The sequence below is a fragment of the Citrobacter sp. Cb004 genome (assembly GCF_030337065.1).
In the GTDB taxonomy this organism is placed as follows: domain Bacteria; phylum Pseudomonadota; class Gammaproteobacteria; order Enterobacterales; family Enterobacteriaceae; genus Citrobacter; species Citrobacter braakii.
Window position 1 is genome coordinate 162,129 of sequence record NZ_JAOWCH010000046.1, and the last position, 21,304, is coordinate 183,432.

Consider the following 21,304-nt stretch of genomic DNA (forward strand, 5'->3'; position numbering starts at 1 on the left):
CGAGTTAACGGATCTCAACCATGGCGCGACCGCCACGAGCTTCCACTAACTCACCAATCGCGGTGAGGTCGATGCCAAACTGCGCCGCTGACGCTTTAACTTCGGCTTCAGCTTCCGGCGTTACCGCTAACAGCAGACCACCGGAAGTTTGCGGATCGCAGAGCAGATCGCGAACCGACTGCGGCATTTCACCCATCAGGTGTCCGTAGCTGGCAAAGTTACGCTGGGTACCGCCCGGCACCGCGCCCTGCGCGATGTATTCTTCAACACCTGGCAGCTTAGGAATAGCCTGGTAGACGATCTGCGCCTGAACGCCGGCCCCCTGACACATCTCGCTCAGATGCCCCAGCAGCCCAAAACCGGTAACGTCGGTCATGGCTTTCACGCCGTCAATATCGGCAAATGCCGCCCCGGCAATGTTCATCCGGCACATCACTTCCGTCGCCAGCCCTTTGTGCTCGTCCTTCAGCAGCGATTTTTTTTCTGCGGTGGTCAGGACACCAATACCCAGAGGCTTGGTCAAAAACAGCTTGCATCCCGCCTCGGCGGTGCTGTTTTTCTTCACGCGTTCAGTTGGAACAACGCCGGTTACCGCAAGACCAAAGATAGGCTCAGGGGCATCAATAGAGTGCCCCCCCGCCAGCGCGATACCCGCCTGACGGCAGGCAAAGCGTCCGCCTTCGGTTACTTCGCGGGCGATTTCCGGCGCCAGCTTATCAAGCGGCCAGCCCAGGATAGCAATTGCCATAATCGGTTTGCCGCCCATGGCGAAAATATCGCTGATGGCGTTGGTGGCGGCGATGCGGCCAAAATCAAACGGATTATCGACAATCGGCATAAAGAAATCGGTGGTGCTGATTACGCTGGTGCCGTTTCCCAGATCGTATACAGCCGCGTCGTCGCGGGTTTCATTACCCACCAGTAAGTTTGGATCAACAAACTTCGCCTGCTCGCTGTGCAGGATGGTTTCCAGCACTTTCGGGGAAATTTTACAACCGCAACCGGCTCCGTGGCTGTATTGCGTTAAACGAATAGCTTGCTCGCTCATGGACATCTCCTGTCATTGCAATCCGGATATGGTAGCGCTCATTCCATGATGTGGTAAGAGTGACTGTCTGAATTCGGGTGCCTTTGCTCATAATCCAGACAGTTTTGCCGTTGATATCAGAAATAACGGACGAATGCGCTCGGATCGGCAAGGGTAATCGTCGTGGAAGCTTTCAACTGTGGTGTGCCCAGATAGAGAAAACCGACGATTTTATCCTGTGGGCGACAGTCAAACGCTTCGCGGACGACCTCACTTTCAGTTAATGCGCCACTGCGCCAGATACCGCCAAAGCCCTGGGCAATGGCAGCCATCTGCATGGCCATCACCGCACAACCGGCAGACATTTCCTGTTCCCATAGCGGAACCTTGTCGTTTGCTTCACATTTCGCCACCACGGTAATAATCAGCGGTGCGCGAAACGGCGCGCTGCGCGCTTTTTCCTGGGCCTTCTCATCGCTGCCAGATGCAATAGCGCCTTTTTCAAGCACGGCGGCAAAGCGTTCACGCCCTTCGCCCTCAATGACAAAAAATTGCCACGGTTGCAGCGTTTTGTGGTCCGGCGCGCGCATTCCCGCACGCAGAATATTTTGCAGTTGTTCTCCTGCCGGGGCCGGTTCGACGAGACGAGAGGCGCTACGACGGGTCATAAGTAATTCGAGTGCATCCATTTGCTTAACTCCAACAATGAAATTTGTTCACAAAATTAACACGTGAGCGGATTTTGTTACAGCACAGGCGGTGATTCCTGCTGACAAGTGCCTGTCGGGTCATTACGATAGCCTCATCTTATCGCCTTTCTCCGGGATTTCGGGGTGGCGTGTTGTTAATTGGTAGGGAGAATACATGCGAACCCTGTGGCGATTTATTGCCGGATTTTTTAAATGGACATGGCGATTACTCAATTTCGTCCGTGAATTTGTGCTTAACCTGTTCTTCATCTTTTTGGTGCTGGTTGGCGTGGGCATCTGGATGCAGGTCAGCAGCAGCAACACCAGCGAACACGCTGAGCGAGGCGCGCTGCTGCTGGATATCTCCGGGGTGATTGTCGATAAGCCTTCGAGCACCAGTCGTTTAAGCGTTATTGGCCGTCAGCTGTTTGGCGCCAGTTCCGATCGTCTGCAGGAAAACTCCCTGTTCGATATCGTGAATACGATTCGCCAGGCAAAAGATGATCGCAACATCACCGGCATCGTGATGGATCTGAAAAATTTTGCCGGGGCAGACCAGCCTTCCATGCAGTATATCGGCAAAGCACTGCGGGAATTCCGCGACAGCGGTAAACCGGTCTTTGCCGTGGGCGATAACTTCAGCCAGGGGCAGTATTACCTCGCCAGTTTTGCTAACAAAATTTACCTCTCTCCGCAGGGTTCCGTTGATCTGCACGGCTTTGCCACCAACGGTCTGTACTACAAGTCCCTGCTCGATAAGCTGAAAGTTTCCACGCACGTGTTCCGCGTCGGGACCTATAAGTCTGCCGTAGAACCGTTTATCCGCGATGATATGTCTCCTGCCGCGCGTGAAGCCGACAGTCGCTGGATCGGCGAACTGTGGCAGAACTATCTCGACACGGTCGCCGCCAACCGCCAGATCCCAGCTCAGCAGGTGTTCCCTGGCGCACAGGCGATGCTGGACGGTTTGACGAAGGTCGATGGAGATACGGCGAAATATGCGCTCGACAACAAACTGGTGGATGCACTCGCCTCCAGCGCCGAAGTCGAAAAAATGCTGACCAAACAGTTTGGCTGGAGCAAAGCGGATAAAAACTATCGCGCCGTCAGCTATTACGATTATTCGCTGAAAACGCCGGCGGATACCGGAGACAGCATTGGCGTTATCTTCGCGAACGGCGCGATTATGGACGGTGAAGAAACCCCAGGAAATGTGGGGGGCGACACCACTGCCGCACAAATCCGCGAAGCGCGTCTCGATCCGAAAGTGAAAGCTATTGTACTGCGCGTGAACAGTCCTGGCGGCAGCGTCAGCGCCTCGGAAGTCATTCGTGCTGAGCTGGCTGCGGCAAAAGCGGCGGGTAAACCGGTTGTCGTGTCTATGGGCGGCATGGCGGCCTCCGGTGGCTACTGGATCTCCACCCCAGCCAGTTACATTGTGGCAAACCCCAGCACGTTAACCGGTTCAATCGGGATCTTTGGTGTGATCAACACCGTAGAAAACAGCCTGGATTCCATTGGTGTACATACCGATGGCGTGGCCACTTCCCCGCTGGCGGATATCTCCATCACCAAAGCGTTACCGCCTGAAGTGCAGCAAATGATGCAATTGAGCATTGAAAATGGCTATAAGCGCTTTATCACGCTGGTCGCGGATGCACGTAAGACAACCCCTGAGCAGATTGACAAAATCGCGCAGGGCCACGTCTGGACCGGTCAGGATGCGAAAGCCAACGGACTGGTAGACAGCCTCGGTGATTTTGACGACGCCATCGCGAAAGCGGCTGAGCTTGCCAAGCTGAAACAGTGGCACATTGCGTATTATCAGGATGAACCGACATTCGTCGATATGGTAATGGACAGCATGTCAGGCTCCGTTCGCGCCATGCTGCCCGAAGCTATTCAGGCCATGCTTCCGGCACCGCTTGCTTCTGCGGCCAGTGCAGTTAAAGCGGAAAGCGATAAGCTGGCCGCGTTTAACGATCCGCAAAACCGATATGCGTTTTGCCTGACCTGCGCCAACGTTCGCTAACAATTGCCCCCTCTTCGGGATGAAGAGGGGTTTTCATTGAGACAGAAGAAAAGTCATGCAAAAGAAATCGATTTACGTTGCCTATACCGGCGGTACCATTGGTATGCAGCGCTCAGAACAGGGTTATATTCCTGTTTCTGGTCATCTCCAGCGTCAACTGGCATTGATGCCTGAATTCCACCGCCCGGAGATGCCAGACTTCACCATCCACGAATACGTCCCGTTGATGGATTCCTCCGACATGACGCCGGAAGACTGGCAGCATATTGCGGAAGACATTAAAGCGCACTACGACGATTACGATGGTTTTGTCATTCTGCACGGCACCGACACTATGGCGTTTACGGCTTCGGCGCTCTCTTTTATGTTGGAGAATCTGGGTAAACCGGTAATTGTGACAGGGTCACAAATTCCGCTGGCAGAGCTACGTTCAGACGGGCAAATCAATCTGCTCAATGCGCTGTACGTTGCGGCAAATTACCCGATCAATGAAGTCACCCTGTTTTTCAACAATCGACTGTTTCGCGGCAACCGTACCACTAAAGCGCACGCCGATGGCTTTGACGCCTTTGCCTCACCCAACCTTGCGCCGCTACTGGAAGCCGGGATCCACATCCGTCGACTGGGAACTCCGCCAGCACCGCACGGCACAGGTGAACTGATTGTTCATCCTATTACTCCACAACCGATTGGCGTGGTCACCATTTACCCAGGTATCTCCGCTGATGTGGTGCGTAACTTCCTGCGCCAGCCGGTAAAAGCGTTAATTTTGCGCTCCTACGGCGTGGGCAATGCACCGCAAAATAAAGAGTTTCTGCAAGAACTTGAAGATGCGAGCTCGCGTGGCATTGTGGTGGTGAACCTAACCCAGTGTATGTCCGGCAAGGTAAACATGGGTGGCTACGCGACGGGTAATGCCCTCGCCCACGCTGGCGTGATTGGCGGCGCGGATATGACCGTCGAAGCCACGCTCACCAAATTGCACTATTTACTCAGTCAGGGACTGGATGTGCAGAGCATTCGTGAAGCTATGACGCAAAATCTGCGCGGCGAGCTCACCCCGGACGAATAAAGGAGTCTATGCCCATGGCCCGAGCCTTACTGTTGGTCGATTTACAAAATGACTTTTGTGCCGGCGGCGCTCTCGCTGTTCCGCAAGGCGACAGCACAATCGAGATTGCCAACCGTCTGATTGACTGGTGCGCCCTACGCGGCGACACGGTTGTTGCCAGTCTGGACTGGCATCCGGCTAATCACGGTAGTTTTGCCAGCCAGCATCAGGTCGCCCCCTACAGTCAGGGACAACTGGATGGTCTGGCGCAAACGTTCTGGCCCGATCATTGCGTGCAAAACAGCGAAGGGGCGGCCCTGCATCCGCTGCTGAACCAGCGTGCAATAGCGAAAACCTTCACCAAGGGCGAGAACCCGCTGGTCGACAGTTACAGTGCGTTTTTTGATAACGGTCGTCGTCAGGCAACCGCGCTGAACGCCTGGCTGCTCGAACACCGTATTGCTGAGCTTATTATCATGGGTCTGGCTAGCGACTATTGCGTTAAATTCACCGTTCTGGATGCGCTCGATCTTGGTTATACCGTCAGCGTTATTACCGACGGCTGCCGTGGCGTCAATATTCAACCCCAGGACAGTGCAGAGGCGTTTATGGAAATGGCCGCAGCGGGCGCGACGCTGTATACGCTTGATGACTGGCTGGAAACCCAGCGCTAATTGATGTCGACAGGATCCCCCCTGTCGGCACGTTATCTCAAGCCAGTGTCGAAATCTCTTCCAGCGAAACTTTGCGTGTTTCGATGCCAAAGCAAAAAAGAATCAGCGCGCACAGCACCAGCATTATGCCTAGCACGATAAAGACCGTAATCGAGCCGTAGCGGGTCAACAAGATAGCGACGCCATAGGGCGTAAATACTGCGACAATTCTTCCCACGGCATTCACAAAGCCCGATCCCCGCAATCTAAGGTGTGTGGGCCACAGTTCGGGGACATATACCGCAGAGGCAAAGCACACGTACATATACAAAAAAAAGATCATCACCAGCCCGTAGCTCAAAATAGCCCACTCTTCGGTTTGAATCGAATAGAAATATCCGAGCAGCGCGATAATAACCAACAAGAATGAACCAAACAATCGACGTGGAAAACGATCAATAATCAGTGTGGCAATAAATATCCCAACGGGTGCGCCAATCATAATTATCGCGGTCATAAAAATAGATTTCGTCACATCGATTCCCGAATTAACAAAAATCGTCGGGATCCATACCGTAATGGTATAGAGCGAAATATTCATCGCGATAAGCACGGTGATTGCCACCAGCGTACAACGCAACATCGGCCCTTTGAACAAGAGCCAAAATGAATCACTTTCCGTGCTTATATCCGCCGTCAGGCAATCGCTATGGCAGGGAGGTAAAGTGATGTTTTTTTCTTTCTGAATTTGCAGTTCCACCTGTAGAAGATGTTTTTCAGCTTCGTTTCTCTTTCCTTTGCCAGCCAGCCAACGAGGAGATTCAATATAATACTTTCCCGACAGATACCATGCTAAGAGCATCGCCATGCCACCGAGTAAAAACATCATCCGCCAGCTTAGAAAGGCGATAATCACAACGCCAATCGCCGCTGAAAGCATCGGCGACCAGTTGCCGACAAACGACAGGCGAGCAGACCACTTCCCACGCACCCCGGGCGGAATAAATTCAGTAAATGAGGCATAGCCCACCATAATCAGCGCTCCCATTCCGCTCCCCATTAGGAAGCGGAAAAAGATAAGCCAATACATGTTAGGCACAAACGTTGCCGCACAGGCAGAGACCCCGACGATCAGCAAATTGAAGCGGAACGCTTTGCGTCGACCAAGATAATCACCAATAAAGCCACCGGTTAGTGAGCCAATAAAATAGCCAAACATCAGAGCCGAGGTAAACGCGGCGTTGAGGTAATTATTTGACCAACCGGTACTGACTAATTTTGCCAACACCACATTCCCGGAATAGCTGAGAAAACCGGTGACTAATAAACTAAAACTGATAATGCCGAAAATACGAAAATGAAATCGAGATAAAGGTAAGCGATCTAATCTTGCACCGATAGGGTCACATTGTTCCATCTGGATGCCTCAAATTAAGCTAAATAGAAAGTATGGCGATCGCGGCAGAAAAAATCTCACCGCGCCATCCATCATCATTAGATTCTTCTGGCATTTTCCAGGTGCAAACTAAAATAATATCGATACGACCCACGTTAAAATTAATATACGAGTTGAATATTATTTTCTTTGCAAAATGCAATCCACTCTGCACCCGGTGCCTTATTGGTTATTAGGTAATTAATATGGCTAAAGTCCACGAGCTGGACGAACGCTTTACGATCGAACTTCGAATGATCAACCAACAGAGCCACCTCGGTCGCCTGGCGGATCATCGTCTTTTTGATTTCCGCTTCCGCTTCGTTAGAGTCAAGCGCTCCGCTCTGCATATCCAGACCTTTGCAGCTCATTACCAGGATATCAACATGATAGCGGCTGATAATCTCCTTGGTGATCCTTCCCTGAAGCGACAGCGTATTCTTATTTAATTCACCGCCAGTAGAAACAACGTTAATTTCTGACTGTGCAAGTTCATGAAAAGCTTCAGCCGAGTTGGTCAGTAGCGTCAGATCGTTTCTTTCCTTCAACAGTTTCAATAATTCCATCGCGGTACTGCTGGCGTCGGCAGCCATGGTGGTCTTATTTTTAATGAACGGTAATGCATTACGGGCAATGATCTGCTTTTCTTCAAAAAAAGATTTTGCACGCTTATAAAAATGGATATTGTCGGACAACGCGGTTGTATTGAGTACAGCACCGCCATATGTTCGGGTCAAAAACCCTTCATCTTCCAGTTTTTCCAGATCGCGGCGAATCGTTTCTTCAGTCACCTGAAAGATCGAACTTAAATTAGATACCGCTACTTTCTTATCATTCACCACCATTTGCTTAATGGCCTGAATCCTGTCTTTTGCCGCCACGATGACACCTCTGTTTGCTGCAAAGTAATAATAAGACCCAAGTATCTCACAGGCCATGTTTATTTTCAAAATAACATGTCTGAATCACAGATTTTAGTGCTATTTTACGCAGAAACAGAGGTGAACCCCATTTGGCTTATTTTGTATCCAACGCCTCAGCCATTCGCCTCATCAATAAAGAATCATCATCGGTCAGGGGAATCGTTAACGCCTGAACATTATCACGGACCTGTTCAGGTGCGGTTGCGCCGCTCAGCAAGGTGATTAAATCGCTTTGCTTTAAAATCCACGCCAGTGCCAGCGCGGGGATTGTGCAGCGGTATTTTTCGCACAACGGCCGCCATTGCTCAAGCATGTCAATCACCCGTAGCATATTGTCTCGTTGGAACCAGACTTTGTTGGCCCGCGCCCCGCCAGGGACATAATCGCGATCAATAGTTCCGGTCAGTAGACCCTGCTCAAGCGGTGAATATACCTGCACCACGATGCCATGCTGCTGACATAACGGCAGCAGTTCAGCTTCCAGTGCCCGGTCAAGGATGCTGTACTTGGCCTGGATGATATCCAGCTCACCGTGTTTGAGATACTCCCTGATATGTTCCGCATCGACGTTAGCCGCACCGATAGAACGAATTTTCCCCTCTTTCTTGAGTGCGTTTAGTGTATCGACGGTTTCCGCAATCGGCGTAAAACAGGGTTCGACCGACTGCCAGTGGGTCATGTAGATATCAATGCTCTCAATACCCAGTCTTTGCAGACTGGCATCCACCTCTTCGCGAATCGACTCGGGTGTGAGATTTTTATACAACTGCCGGTCGCCCACTTTGTTAAACAAACTTCCTGTTCGCTCCCAGACGATGCCGCATTTGGTTTCAACAACGATATCGTTACGCGGCAGTTTTTTCAGCGCCTGCCCGACAATCACTTCACTATTGCCGAAGTTGTAACCTGGCGCGGTATCAATCAAATTAATACCGCAGCGATGCGCCTCAACAATGGTATCAATACAGACCTGCAGATCGAGATCGCCGTTCCACGCCGGACCGCCGCCAATCGCCCATGTGCCTAATCCCATGCGGGAAAGCGTAATATCCGTACTGCCTAAAGGAATCATTTTCATCTGCCGCTATTATCCTTCATATTCATCGAGAAGTTGTTCAACCAGCTTTCTGTTCTTCACACCCGTCGTGGCCCCTACGCTCAAAACCGATATGGCCGCCGTTGCATTAGCAAACAGCGCGCACTCACGCAGTGTTTTGCCTTCAAGCAGCGCGGAAATAAATCCCGAGGCAAAATTGTCTCCCGCGCCGATAGTGTCGATGGCGGTAATTCCCGAAACGGCTGGAACCTCGATTTTCATATCGACACGTTTGATAAAGCAGCCTCTCTTGCCGGTCTTAATCACGACTGTTTTCACGCCGCAGTTCAGGAAACTGTCGGCAATGTCATCCAGCGTCTCTTTCCCGGTGAGCAGTTTGGCCTCCTCAAAATTAGGAAACAGATAATCCACGTAGCTCAATGCCTGTCGAATATCTTTCAGTGTTTCATTAAGCCGCGGTTTGATCATATCCGCACAGATAATTAACCGATGCGCTTTCGCCTGAGCGAAAATTGCCGTCAGTGCATCGCTATCCAGTAACGGACTATTAAAAATACTCGCCAGCGACAGCAGCTTTGCTTGAGAGAAGCGGTCAAAATCAACATCGCTGATATTCAGCTTCCACAGGCTGCCGTTACGGTTAGTCACGAAAGTACGCTCGCCATCGGCGGTGACTAATCCCACGTTAATAGAGGTATCAATTGCGGCATCCTGCTTCAGGCTCTGAATATCTATATTCTCCCGACGACAGTGGTCGAGAATAAAATGACCTGCTGCATCAGCACCTACCCGGCTCATTAACGCTGTACGATGGCCGAGACGAGAAATAATAGTCGCTTCATTAATTGCGTCGCCGCCGGTTGTCATCGCTATTCTTTCTAACGGATAAGAATCAACATCAAAAATATTTTTACTCACCGGCTGTAAGGGAATATCAACAATAGCTGCCCCTATACAAATAACCTCGATATTATCCATGTTGTCATTCCGCTTTACCGTCAGAACCAAACAATTTAATTTTCTCCAGCGCGCGCTCTTTTACCGCTTTGCGAACTTCACGTTCAACGTGCAGGAAGGGCTGATTCTGGTTCTCCTGCACTGCCACCATGGCAGCCTGGCACAGTTCGGTATGAATGTTGATTTTAGAGATACCTAATGAAATGGCTTTTTTGATATCCGCATCGCTGATACCCGACGCACCATGCAACACCAGTGGCACGGATACGGCTTCCCGCACGCGTTTAACCACGTCGAAATTCAGTTTCGGCTCTGAGGTATAGACGCCGTGCTGGTTACCAATCGCCACCGCCAGAGAATCGCAGCCGGTACGCTCGACAAATTCCGCCGCCTGGTTCGGATCGGTATAGTGATAACCCGCCAGCGCTTCTTCGTACACCGTTTCATTGCCCACATGGCCCAGCTCAGCTTCGACCGGCACACCCAGCGGATGGAAAAAATCCACGGCCTCTTTTGTCAGACGAATATTCTCTTCGAAATCAAAGGCAGAGGCATCACGCATCAGCGAATTCATACCATGAGTCCAGGCGTTATGGATAATCTCCATGCTACGTCCGTGATCCCAGTGGGTAATAACTGGAACCGAGGCCTTTTTAGCCATTGAAACCATCATGTGCGAAAAATCTTCGAACGAGGTATTACCCACAAAACCAGTACCGAAAGAGATAATCACCGGCGATTTCGATTCTTCCGCCGCATCAATCACCCCCATTAGCATTTCCGCATTCCACACGTTGAAGTGAGCAATCGCATAATGTTTATTTTGGGCATCATTTTCCCAATATTTAATATCTGCCAGCATAGTTATTTCTCCCTTTTCGATAAATTAATGATTTACTTTAATTACGCCTTTAATAATTTCGCTTTTGTTATTAACGGATTCATCAAACGCGCGCTGAACATCTGCATAATCGTAAATATGCGTCACCATCGATTTCACATCGAACCGACCGGAGGATATGGCTTCAATAGTAACCGGATAGCGGTTGGCGTAACGGAAAACAGTCTGAATAGACACTTCACGGTTAATTTTGAGGAAATTAATTGCGGAATCACCAGGTACTGTACCAACGATCATGATTTTCCCGCCGCGCATCACCAGATACGGCGCCTGCTTAACGGTTATGGCTGAACCGGCAGTTTCGAAAACAATGTCCGCGCCCATATCGCCAGAGAACTGCTGGCAGCGGACAATGGTGTCCTCTTTTGCACCGTTTATAACGGTTGTCGCCCCGAGTTGTTCAGCCATCGCCAGACGTTTTTCCAGCACATCAACCACCGCGATCTCAGTTGCGCCCAAACATTTACACGCCTGCAAAGTCATTAAACCAATACACCCCGCCCCAAGAATGACGATTTTCTTACCCGGTTTAACGTCTGCCAGCATTGCAGCATGCATACCCACCGCCGCTGGCTCCACCAGCGCACCTTCCAGGGTGTCCATGTTATCGGGCAATTTGTAAGTGAAACTCTCCGGATGACACAGATAGTGGGTTAGCGCGCCGCGGTAGTTGGGCTGCGTAGCCATAAAATCGACGTCCGGGCAGATATTATATTTCCCTTCCAGGCAGTAGCGGCAGTGACCGCACGGTACACCGGGTTCAATATTCACCCGATCACCCGGTTTAAATTTGGTTACACGGTTCCCTACCGCCACCACCGTACCGGCGCATTCATGCCCCAAACCAATTTCCTGATTAGGATCTTTCGGCGGAATAAAAGGACCTGATTCAAAACCGTGAACATCTGAACCGCAAATCCCAACGTATTCAACTTTGATCAGCACTTCATGCTCATTGGGCACCGGAATATCGGCGGCGATAATTTTCATCGTGCCCGGCGTTTTTAATATCGCTTTCGAGTTTTTCATTTTATTTCCCGTCAATATTATTTGCTGGTAACTGCATCAATCCCGAGACTTTCGACAGAGACGCCTTTGGTTTCAATTCCGATGGTAGCAATGGCAATGGCGACAATAATGGAGACCGCACCTAGCAGTACAAACACCCCTGTCACGCCGTAACCATTAAGTAATACTGCGACTGCATAAGGTGCGGCGATACCACTGACACGCCCGACAGCGTTGGCCAGTCCCGAACCGCGAAGTTTCGCTTCGGTCGGCCATATTTCCGGAACGTATACAGCGGAGGCATAACAAACATACATATAAACAAAAGTAATCAGGAAAAAACCTATTAATGTAATTAGCAGCATACTGGTTTGCAGCGAATAGATATAACCCAGCACAGCAATTAACACTAATAACCCCACCCCCATTGTTTTTCTCGGAATTTTATCCATTACCAGCATGGCGATAAAAATCCCAAATGGCGCACCGAACATGCTCATGGTATTTAAGACAATGGAGTCTTTCAGATTAATACCCTGGGTCATAAATATTGTCGGTAGCCAGTTAATTAAGGTGTACTGAACGACGTTCATGGCAATCAGAACAAAAGAACCCAAAATAACCCGCTTCAGCAATACACCTGTTAATAAGGCGGAGTACGGTACAGAACGAGGTTGTTTGCCATCATCCTTTATCAGGACTGGCGGAAGAGGCTTACCGGTCTGTCGAATAACACCTTCTTCAATTGCCCGCATCACCTTTTCGGCTTCCTGGTAGCGCCCGCGAGACTCCAGCCAGCGAGGCGACTCAGGGAAACTGCGCCAGGCAATAACAGTTGCTATGAGCGACAGCACCGCAGGAATCAACAACTGTACGCGCCAGTTCCATTCCGCGCTGATAAGTGGCGTCAGCCCCATCGCGATCAGTGAACAGAGCGGATAAGACCAGTTGCCGATAAACGAGACCCGACTCGACCAGGTGCCACGATTTCTGCCAGGCATATATTCGGTAAACCCGGCAAATAAGGTGACCAGCAGCGCGCCTAATCCAACTCCCATCACAAAACGACAGGCGATCAGGAAGGTCATATTGGGTGAAAACGCACCAACGATCATAGAAATAATATGAATCGCTTCATACAGAATAAATGCATTTTTACGCCCGATCTTATCGCCAATAATTCCCCCACCGAGCGCACCGAGAAACATTCCAGCCGTCGTAATGGCAGAGAATGTGGCGGTGGTGGAATTATCAGTCCAGCCAAGTTCTTTTAATTGCGCGAGAATTAATCCGCCGACGGCATTACTCCAGCAAACCAGTAATCCGAAGGCAACCATGGCAAACATAGACGTATGCCAGCGACAGTCAGGCAGCCTGTCCAACCTCGCGCCGCAGTGCGGTTTTGCTATCTGTTCCATCCGGGAACCTTCCTTTAATAAATGGGGTTATTCATCAAAGTCGTAGGTCATGATGACCTTAATCGCGGTCTTATCGACCATCGCGTCAAAACCTTCTCGCCATTGCGATAAGCCGATACGGTGAGTGATCATCGGTTTGACTTTTATCGCACCGCTAGCGAGCAGGCGAATAGCATTGCGCCAGGAAGTGGAATCGTAGGCCATATGACCAATGATGCTTTTATTCCACGCAGTGATGTCGTTAATAGAAAAATCGAGAGGTTTGAAGCCCATCCCCACGCGGACGACTTCACCGTTAGGACGCAGCATTTCGATAGATTGTTTCAGGGCAATATTGGCACCAGAACATTCGATGACCAGTCCCAGATTGTCTTTCCCGCAGATCTCCTGACAACGTGCGACCACATCTTCGGTTGAACCGTTGACGACAGCCGTGGCCCCCATTTCTTTGGCTATCGGGAAACGTACCGCGACATCGTCTTCCAGCCCGACCATCACGATATTAACGGCCCCCATAATGCGCGCCATTTGTACCGAAAAAAGTCCCAGCGGGCCGGTACCAAAAACCACCACATCCTGACCCGGAAGAAATTTGGATTGCTGGGCGATAGATTTGTAGGCATTGCAGATGGGATCGAGTACAGCCGCCTCTTCATAATCAACGCCTGTTGGGATTTCCCACAGCGCATGACGGTGAATTTTGAGGATCTCCCCAGGGACCAGACAGTATTTCGAAAACCCCCCTCCCCAGGTATTGTTATCCAGACCTAAATTCACCTTTTCTGTACAACAAAGAAAATTACCTTGTTCGCAAGACGGACAAACGCCGCAGACGTGCCCGCTGTTGTCAGAAACCACTCGCTGACCGACTTTCCAGTCCTTAACCTTATCGCCAACCTGCACAATTTGGCCGGCAAATTCGTGACCACGAATCGAATTGAACTGGTCGGACCCACTGTCGACATTGTAGTGTTTCATGTCCGCGCCGCAGATAGCTGCCGCCTTGATTTCAATCACTACGTCATCCGGGCCGCATATCGGTTCCGGGACATCAATCATCTTGTAGCCGCCAAAGCTCTTGCCAAATCTTGCCAGTGCTTTCATTGAATTTTCCTTTGTGTTTAGTTTTGCATCACCTGGCATCATACTTATCCATATAATTTTTGAGGTCAACACAAAATCTTTAAAACACAGATTGTGATCTGCATTTCACAACTTAGATCACAAATAAGTGCCAAGATGAATTGAAAGCCAAAGACACAGCAGCCGCTTGGTTAAAATGACGTGAACACCTTCGCATTTTTCCTGTTATGAAACTGTTAACCTGCAGGTGCTGTTTTTTTCGCCACGCCATTTCCGTGGCGTGTTTGCTTGTTTAAATGTCAAAGAGGAACACCGATGAAACTATTGCCTTTGTTGGCAGCATTACCCCTGCTTTGCGCCAGCGTTGTTTCCGCCAGTTCACTGATGTCAGTTGGCTACTTCAATGGTGGCGGCGACGTCACTGCCGGTCCTGGTGGCGACATCAATAAACTGGATGTTCGTCAGATAACCCATCTCAACTATTCGTTTGGCCTTGTCTACAACAACGAAAAAGACGAGACCAATGACGCCTTAAAAGACGCCGGCAAGCTGCATCAGATTTGGCTTTCACCGAAAGTGCAGGATGATTTACTGAAAATTCCACAGCTGCGTAAACAAAATCCGAACCTGAAAGTATTGCTTTCCGTCGGTGGTTGGGGGGCACGTGGATTCTCCGGCGCGGCAGCAACGAAAGAATCGCGCGCGGTGTTTATTCAGTCTGCTCAGGAGATAATTGCGAAATATGGCATTGATGGCATCGACCTCGACTGGGAATACCCGGTCAACGGCGCCTGGGGACTGGTCGAAAGTCAACCGGCCGACCGAGCTAACTTTACCGCGCTGTTAAAAGAGCTCCGCGCCGAATTGGGGCATAAAAAACTACTGACTATCGCCGTGGGCGCAAATGCGGAAAGCCCGAAAAGCTGGGTGGATGTGAAAGCCATTGCGCCATCGCTCGACTACATAAACCTGATGACCTATGACATGGCTTACGGTACGCAGTATTTCAACTCGAACCTGTACGATTCGACACAATGGCCGACAGTCGCCGCGGCGGATAAGTACAGCGCTGATTTTGTGGTCAACAACTATCTTGCTGCCGGTCTAAAAGCGAGTCAGATGAACCTGGGCATTGGTTTTTATGGTCGCGTACCGAAACGCGCTGTTGAGCCAGGCATTGACTGGAGCAAACCTGACGCACAGAAAAATCCTGTTACCCAGCCCTATTTCGGGCCCGCGCAAATTGAATTGTTCAAATCACTGGGCGTCGATCTGAGCAAAGATACCTATGTGAAGTACAACGATATCGTGGCGAAATTGATCAACGATCCGCAGAAGCGCTTTAGCCAGCATTGGGATGATGAAGCAAAAGTACCGTGGCTGTCAGTGCAGTCTGTGGATGGAAAAGCGCTCTTTGCCCTCTCTTATGAAAACCCGCGCTCGGTAGCGATCAAGGCTGACTACATCAAGAGCAAGGGGCTGGGAGGCGCCATGTTCTGGGAATACGGTGCGGATGACCAAAACCAGTTGGCGAAGCAGTTAGCCGATTCGTTAGGCATCAAACACTGATCCCAACGCCTGACACAATAGGTTATGATTATCGCATTCTGCTGCGCCAGCTTTTGGCGCAGCTTTTCATTTTCTACTGGAGGCATGAGCTTTATGGCTTTTATCCCTAAAAATTACGCCCGTCTGGAAGTCGGTTACCGGGAAAAGGCGCTTAAACTCTTCCCCTGGGTCTGCGGACGTTGTTCCCGTGAGTTCGTGTACTCAAATTTGCGCGAATTGACGGTACACCATATCGATCACGATCACTCCAATAACCCGGAAGATGGTAGCAACTGGGAAATGTTGTGCCTGTACTGCCACGATCACGAACATTCCAAATATACGGAAGCGGACCAGTATGGTTCAACGGTGGTTGCAGGCGAAGATGCGCAGAAAGCGGTGGGCGAAGCGAAATATAATCCGTTCGCCGATCTGAAGGCGATGATGAACAAGAAATAACTTCAACTGCGGGCCCGACATAGATGTTTGCCGGGCCTGAGTAATCAGGATTTAAACGTCGCAATGGGTTCGGGCGTAATACCAAACTCCACTTTCAACTGCTGCTTACTCTTCATCACCATCTCACCGTTGGTATCAATCGTCATATGCTGCGCGTCAATATTGTTTCGCGCCTGCCATAACATCACCAGCTGTAAGCAGTTCTCTTTTTGTTCTGCCGTTAGCGCCACGCCATCCGGCCATTTTCCGAGTTCAACGGCAGTTGATAAGCGCTGATAAACTTCCGGCGTCATGCTGTTGATCATCTCATCAAGATTCATGTTAAATCCACTCTCCGTAGAATAATTTGCTGAATCGTTTCTTCAGCCTTTGGTCTGCTCACCGTTTTCACCATCGGTGAAGTTCAAAGAGGCTGAGTTAACGCAGTAACGTTCACCGGTAGGTTGCGGACCATCCGGGAAAACGTGCCCCAGATGCGCATCACAGTTACCACAGCGGATTTCAATGCGCTGCATACCGTGTGAAGTATCTTTAATGTAACGGATAGACTCTGCGCTGACAGGCTCGTAAAAGCTGGGCCAGCCGCAGCCAGAGTCATATTTTGTCTCGGAACGAAATAGCGGTTTGTCACAGACCAAACAGTGGTAGATTCCGTCACGCTTGTTGTGCAGCAAACGTCCGGTAAATGGCGGTTCTGTCCCGTGATTCTGCGTCACGTAGAACTGCATTTCGGTTAAATTTTTTTTTAGTTCTTCTGGAGAAGGTTGATTAGCCATTTGCTCACATCTCGCTTTATCTAAACTCACATCGCGAGACAGATTCTAACAAAACATTAACACCAGAGTGCGAACTTTTGTTCTAAACTTGATCCGTGCGAAATGGCAGCCTGCAATTCGTGATCACAATCACGTTTTTATCTTGATTGCCCTTTAAAATTCGGGCCGCCGACCCCATGTGGTTTCAAGCCCAAAGGAAGAGTGAGGCGAGTCAGTTGCGCAAAGCTTAAGCAGCAGATTGATTTGTCGCAATGATTGACACGATTCCGCTTGACGCTGCGTAAGGTTTTTGTAATTTTACAGGCAACCTTTTATTCACTAACAAATAGCTGGTGGAATATATGACTATCAAAGTAGGTATCAACGGTTTTGGCCGTATCGGTCGCATTGTTTTCCGTGCTGCTCAAGAACGCTCTGACATCGAGATCGTTGCAATCAACGACCTGTTAGACGCTGACTACATGGCTTACATGCTGAAATATGACTCCACTCACGGCCGTTTCAACGGTACCGTTGAAGTGAAAGACGGTCATCTGATCGTGAACGGTAAAAAAATCCGTGTTACCGCTGAACGTGATCCGGCTAACCTGAAATGGGACGAAGTTGGTGTTGACGTAGTAGCTGAAGCTACTGGCCTGTTCCTGACAGATGAAACCGCTCGTAAGCACATCACTGCTGGCGCGAAAAAAGTGGTTCTGACTGGTCCGTCCAAAGATAACACTCCGATGTTTGTTAAAGGCGCTAACTTTGACAAATACGAAGGTCAGGACATCGTTTCTAACGCTTCCTGCACCACTAACTGCCTGGCTCCGCTGGCTAAAGTTATCAACGACAACTTCGGCATCATCGAAGGTCTGATGACTACTGTTCACGCGACCACCGCTACTCAGAAAACCGTTGATGGCCCGTCTCACAAAGACTGGCGCGGCGGCCGCGGCGCATCCCAGAACATCATCCCGTCCTCTACCGGTGCTGCTAAAGCTGTAGGTAAAGTACTGCCAGAACTGAACGGCAAACTGACTGGTATGGCGTTCCGCGTTCCTACCCCGAACGTATCTGTTGTTGACCTGACCGTTCGTCTGGAAAAAGCTGCTTCTTACGAAGAAATTAAGAAAGCAATCAAAGCTGCTTCCGAAGGCCCGATGAAAGGCGTTCTGGGTTACACCGAAGACGACGTAGTATCTACCGATTTCAACGGTGAAGTTTGCACTTCCGTGTTCGATGCTAAAGCTGGTATCGCACTGAACGACAACTTCGTGAAACTGGTATCCTGGTACGACAACGAAACCGGCTACTCCAACAAAGTTCTGGACCTGATTGCTCACATCTCCAAATAAGTTGAGATGAAACAGTAATCTGTAAGAGCGACTCAGGTCGCTCTTTTTTTTGCCTGAAGATACCCGTCATACTTCAAGTTACCGGTGTGTTGGCAATGCTCTCTCACCCGAATCACTTACTTCTGTAAGCTCATCGGGATCGTTCACTTGCCGCCGTCCTGCAACTCGAATTATTTAGGGTAAAAAAAAGGATTGCATAATGATTAATAAAATTTTTGCACTTCCGGTAATCGAACAAATTACCCCGGTCCTCTCCCGCCGCCAGCTTGATGAACTTGAGATTCTTGTGGTCGATCATCCACAGGTTAAAGCATCTTTCGCACTGCAGGGCGCACATCTTCTTTCCTGGAAACCCAACGGCGAAGAGGAAGTCCTGTGGCTAAGTAACAATACCCCGTTTAAAACCGGCGTAGCGCTGCGTGGCGGCGTACCAATTTGCTGGCCGTGGTTTGGTCCGGCTGCTCAGCAGGGCCTGCCTTCTCATGGTTTTGCCCGCAACCTGCCATGGACGCTGAAAGCGCACAACGAAGACGACAATGGCGTGGCGCTAACGTTTGAATTGCAAAGCAACGCTGAAACGCGTCAGCTATGGCCGCACGAGTTCTGCCTGCTGGCCCGTTTCAAAGTAGGTGCCACCTGTGAAATGGAACTGGAAGCCCACGGTGAATTTGAAACCACCTCTGCGCTGCATACCTATTTCAACGTCGGTGACATTGCGGCAGTAAAAGTCAGTGGACTTGGCGATCGCCTGATCGACAAAGTGAATGATGCTAAAGAAGATGTGCTGGCTGATGGTATCCAGACCTTCCCGGACCGCACCGATCGTGTCTATCTGAATCCGCAAGCGTGCAGCGTTATCCATGATGATGCGCTCAACCGCAATATCGACGTCGTCCATCATCACCATCTGAATGTCGTGGGCTGGAACCCGGGTCCGGCGCTGTCCGTTAGCATGGGCGACATGCCGGATGACGGCTATAAAACGTTTGTTTGCGTAGAGACGGCTTACGCGACCGCGCCGCAGAAAACCCGCGAAGAAAAACCATCACGCCTGGCACAAACTATCCGCGTTGCTAAACGCTAAAATTGTGTCTGTAGCCTGACGGAGCTTGCGCCTTATCCGGCCTACCAAACATTGCGTTGGCCGGATAAGAAGCGTGAGCATCGCCATTCGGCAAATCAGGCCATATCCAGCGCCGTTTTACCCTTTGGCGCTGGATATGCCTTATCTAACTGCTTCAGCTCATCAACTGAGAGCGTTATCTCCAGCGCGGCGGCATTTTGTTCGACATGCGCTACGCTTGCCGCTTTTGGAATCGCCATCACGCCCGGCAGACGAATCACCCATGCCAGCAAAATCTGCGCAGCACTAACATTGTGCGCGTGCGCGATGTCGTTCACCACAGAGTGAGAAAGCAAGTCACCGCGCAATCGCCCCGCCTGAGCCAGCGGACTGTAAGCCATGACCGGCATCTGCTGCTGCTGGCACCACGGCAGTAAATCATATTCAATACCGCGCGATGCTAAATGATAAAGCACCTGGTTAGTGGCACATTCCCGCCCACCAGTGACTTGCCATAACGCCTGCATGTCATCGTAATCGAGATTAGAGACGCCCCAGCGGCGGATTTTCCCCTGCGCAATGAGTGCTTCCATGGCATCAACGGTCTCAGCAAATGAAAAACTGCCCGTCCAGTGGAGCAAATAGAGATCCAGATAATCGGTTTTTAGTCGACGCAGGCTCGCTTCACAGGCGGCAATGGCTTTCTGACCACCGGCATTCCAGGGGTATACTTTCGAGACTAAAAAAGCGCTATCACGACGCCCGGTTAATGCTTCACCCACTACCTCTTCCGCTGCACCATCTGCATACATTTCGGCGGTATCAATCAACCGCAGACCGAGATCCAGACCAGCCCGCAGCGCTGAAACCTCTTCCCGGCGTCGGCCAGGATCCTCGCCCATGTACCATGTTCCCTGCCCAATAGCAGGCAGCGATACCTGCTTTGTAAACATCACCTGTTTCGCTGTCATTGCACCCTCCTGTGTTAATGCACCACAGTAAAGCAAAACAACTGGCATGTGTCCTGTTAGGGTGCACAAATTGCACCTTCTAAGATTGGAAGTTGACCGCTATGGCAACGGCAATAAAAAAACCGGGAACAAACAATGCTCCCGGGCCGAATGACAGAAAATCTTAACTGCACTGCGGTTATTTTAAGCGACCTAAATATTTCCCCTCTTTCATCGCGTTAATTTTCCCATTTTTATAGACAATGACGGAAATCAAGCCCGCGCTATAAGACTGAGCATCTGCATTGTTCTCATCATTTGCCGCAGCTTTGCCATTAATATAAGCAATACCATCAGCGCCACGTTTAAAGTCTACGCCCAGTTTATTCACATGCACGGGTGTGATTTTACTGGCGTGCACCGGAGCATTAGCATCGCTGACCATCGTTTTATGTTCATGCTGTAACTGCTGACGGTAAGCCTCGCTGATGGCATAGGCTGGTGCAGCCGCAGATGTTGCGACCAGTGCAGCGATAATTATTAATTTCTTCATAAGTTACACCTTAATAATTATTGTGTTTGTGGTGATGACTGGAATTAGTATCATTTGAGTTATATACGTTTTGCGCGTTCTCCATAGCTTGTTTTTCAGCTACGGCATTGATTGTCGCCTGACGGTTTTGCTCAGCGATATAGCAGGCATCGCGGCTCACGCCCTTGCTTTCGCAAGCACTCATGCGTGAAGCCTCGGTGGAACATCCCGTCAGAATCCCACCCATCACTGCTATCATGATTAACTTTTTCATTATCTCTACCAGGTTTATTCGCAAGAAAACCACATGACATTTAATATCAGAGCCATGCAGCGTTACTGTCTTTACTTATTAAGTTGGAGTAATATCTGCAATCGCTTATTTAATGTCAATTTTAATTTTTT

At 50.0% G+C, this 21,304-nt stretch carries 22 protein-coding genes; 7 read left to right on the forward strand and 15 right to left on the reverse strand.

The genetic code is table 11. From position 1 onward, the window contains the following. Positions 1-4: 4 nt before the first annotated feature. Together selD and OGV65_RS05965 are read right to left on the reverse strand one after the other, a co-directional pair. Positions 5-1,048, reverse strand: a complete 1,044-nt coding sequence (gene selD / locus OGV65_RS05960; protein ID WP_103766207.1) for a selenide, water dikinase SelD — start codon at positions 1,046-1,048, stop codon at positions 5-7. Between the two features lie 116 nt (positions 1,049-1,164). Further along, complete coding sequence (locus tag OGV65_RS05965) at positions 1,165-1,716, reverse strand: NAD(P)H nitroreductase (protein WP_016152830.1); 552 nt, start codon at positions 1,714-1,716, stop codon at positions 1,165-1,167. A gap of 175 nt (positions 1,717-1,891) precedes the next feature. Between OGV65_RS05965 and sppA the strand changes: the two genes are divergently transcribed. The 3 genes from sppA to pncA are packed head-to-tail and all read left to right on the forward strand — an operon-like array spanning position 1,892 to position 5,473. Then, positions 1,892-3,748, forward strand: coding sequence for a signal peptide peptidase SppA (gene sppA, locus OGV65_RS05970; protein ID WP_016156312.1), 1,857 nt, complete (start codon positions 1,892-1,894; stop codon positions 3,746-3,748). A gap of 55 nt (positions 3,749-3,803) precedes the next feature. Continuing rightward, a complete protein-coding gene (gene ansA, locus OGV65_RS05975) occupies positions 3,804-4,820 on the forward strand; it encodes an asparaginase (protein WP_047498899.1) in 1,017 nt (338 codons plus the stop codon). A 14-nt stretch (positions 4,821-4,834) separates the two neighbouring features. Continuing rightward, entirely contained in the window at positions 4,835-5,473 is a 639-nt protein-coding gene (gene pncA, locus OGV65_RS05980; RefSeq protein WP_016152827.1) for a bifunctional nicotinamidase/pyrazinamidase, read from the forward strand. 37 nt (positions 5,474-5,510) lie between these two features. Here the strand turns inward: pncA and OGV65_RS05985 are convergent, their stop codons facing one another. The 8 genes from OGV65_RS05985 to OGV65_RS06020 form a co-directional block, all read right to left on the reverse strand. After that, the gene (locus OGV65_RS05985; protein ID WP_047498903.1) at positions 5,511-6,869 is read right to left on the reverse strand and encodes an MFS transporter; all 1,359 of its coding nucleotides are present in this window, start codon (positions 6,867-6,869) and stop codon (positions 5,511-5,513) included. A 140-nt stretch (positions 6,870-7,009) separates the two neighbouring features. Then, positions 7,010-7,768: a DeoR/GlpR family DNA-binding transcription regulator gene (locus tag OGV65_RS05990; protein WP_016152825.1), complete on the reverse strand. Its 759-nt coding sequence runs from the start codon at positions 7,766-7,768 to the stop codon at positions 7,010-7,012. A gap of 136 nt (positions 7,769-7,904) precedes the next feature. Then, complete coding sequence (gene ydjG, locus OGV65_RS05995) at positions 7,905-8,888, reverse strand: NADH-dependent methylglyoxal reductase (protein ID WP_016152824.1); 984 nt, start codon at positions 8,886-8,888, stop codon at positions 7,905-7,907. 9 nt (positions 8,889-8,897) lie between these two features. Continuing rightward, positions 8,898-9,845, reverse strand: coding sequence for a carbohydrate kinase family protein (locus OGV65_RS06000; RefSeq protein WP_047358601.1), 948 nt, complete (start codon positions 9,843-9,845; stop codon positions 8,898-8,900). 4 nt (positions 9,846-9,849) lie between these two features. Next, entirely contained in the window at positions 9,850-10,686 is an 837-nt protein-coding gene (locus OGV65_RS06005; protein WP_016152822.1) for a ketose-bisphosphate aldolase, read from the reverse strand. A gap of 24 nt (positions 10,687-10,710) precedes the next feature. Continuing rightward, on the reverse strand, positions 10,711-11,754 hold the full coding sequence (locus OGV65_RS06010; RefSeq protein ID WP_047498905.1) for an NAD(P)-dependent alcohol dehydrogenase: 1,044 nt from the start codon (positions 11,752-11,754) through the stop codon (positions 10,711-10,713). Positions 11,755-11,771: 17 nt separating this feature from the next. Beyond that, entirely contained in the window at positions 11,772-13,151 is a 1,380-nt protein-coding gene (locus OGV65_RS06015) for an MFS transporter (RefSeq protein WP_286454737.1), read from the reverse strand. Between the two features lie 27 nt (positions 13,152-13,178). Then, positions 13,179-14,255, reverse strand: a complete 1,077-nt coding sequence (locus OGV65_RS06020; RefSeq protein ID WP_286454738.1) for a zinc-binding dehydrogenase — start codon at positions 14,253-14,255, stop codon at positions 13,179-13,181. Between the two features lie 294 nt (positions 14,256-14,549). Here OGV65_RS06020 and chiD point away from each other — a divergent pair, with 294 nt between their 5' ends. Further along, entirely contained in the window at positions 14,550-15,803 is a 1,254-nt protein-coding gene (chiD, locus tag OGV65_RS06025; RefSeq protein WP_286454739.1) for a chitinase ChiD, read from the forward strand. A 93-nt stretch (positions 15,804-15,896) separates the two neighbouring features. Beyond that, positions 15,897-16,241: an HNH nuclease YajD gene (yajD, locus tag OGV65_RS06030; protein WP_003832478.1), complete on the forward strand. Its 345-nt coding sequence runs from the start codon at positions 15,897-15,899 to the stop codon at positions 16,239-16,241. Between the two features lie 44 nt (positions 16,242-16,285). On the opposite strand, the gene OGV65_RS06035 is transcribed toward yajD, so the two are convergent. After that, entirely contained in the window at positions 16,286-16,561 is a 276-nt protein-coding gene (locus OGV65_RS06035) for a YeaC family protein (RefSeq protein WP_016152817.1), read from the reverse strand. Between the two features lie 42 nt (positions 16,562-16,603). Further along, positions 16,604-17,017 carry a peptide-methionine (R)-S-oxide reductase MsrB gene (msrB, locus tag OGV65_RS06040; RefSeq protein ID WP_049282061.1) on the reverse strand — a complete coding sequence of 138 codons (414 nt, stop codon included), beginning with the start codon at positions 17,015-17,017 and terminating at the stop codon, positions 16,604-16,606. 341 nt (positions 17,018-17,358) lie between these two features. Here msrB and gapA point away from each other — a divergent pair, with 341 nt between their 5' ends. After that, complete coding sequence (gene gapA / locus OGV65_RS06045; RefSeq protein ID WP_003030697.1) at positions 17,359-18,354, forward strand: glyceraldehyde-3-phosphate dehydrogenase; 996 nt, start codon at positions 17,359-17,361, stop codon at positions 18,352-18,354. 199 nt (positions 18,355-18,553) lie between these two features. Beyond that, positions 18,554-19,438 carry a D-hexose-6-phosphate mutarotase gene (locus OGV65_RS06050; RefSeq protein ID WP_131348412.1) on the forward strand — a complete coding sequence of 295 codons (885 nt, stop codon included), beginning with the start codon at positions 18,554-18,556 and terminating at the stop codon, positions 19,436-19,438. A gap of 95 nt (positions 19,439-19,533) precedes the next feature. Here the strand turns inward: OGV65_RS06050 and OGV65_RS06055 are convergent, their stop codons facing one another. From OGV65_RS06055 to OGV65_RS06065, 3 genes are all read right to left on the reverse strand, one after another. Continuing rightward, on the reverse strand, positions 19,534-20,388 hold the full coding sequence (locus OGV65_RS06055; protein ID WP_047498916.1) for an aldo/keto reductase: 855 nt from the start codon (positions 20,386-20,388) through the stop codon (positions 19,534-19,536). A 178-nt stretch (positions 20,389-20,566) separates the two neighbouring features. Next, on the reverse strand, positions 20,567-20,920 hold the full coding sequence (locus OGV65_RS06060) for a hypothetical protein (protein WP_016156306.1): 354 nt from the start codon (positions 20,918-20,920) through the stop codon (positions 20,567-20,569). Between the two features lie 10 nt (positions 20,921-20,930). After that, positions 20,931-21,173, reverse strand: a complete 243-nt coding sequence (locus OGV65_RS06065) for a hypothetical protein (protein WP_019076610.1) — start codon at positions 21,171-21,173, stop codon at positions 20,931-20,933. Between the last annotated feature and the right edge of the window lie 131 nt (positions 21,174-21,304).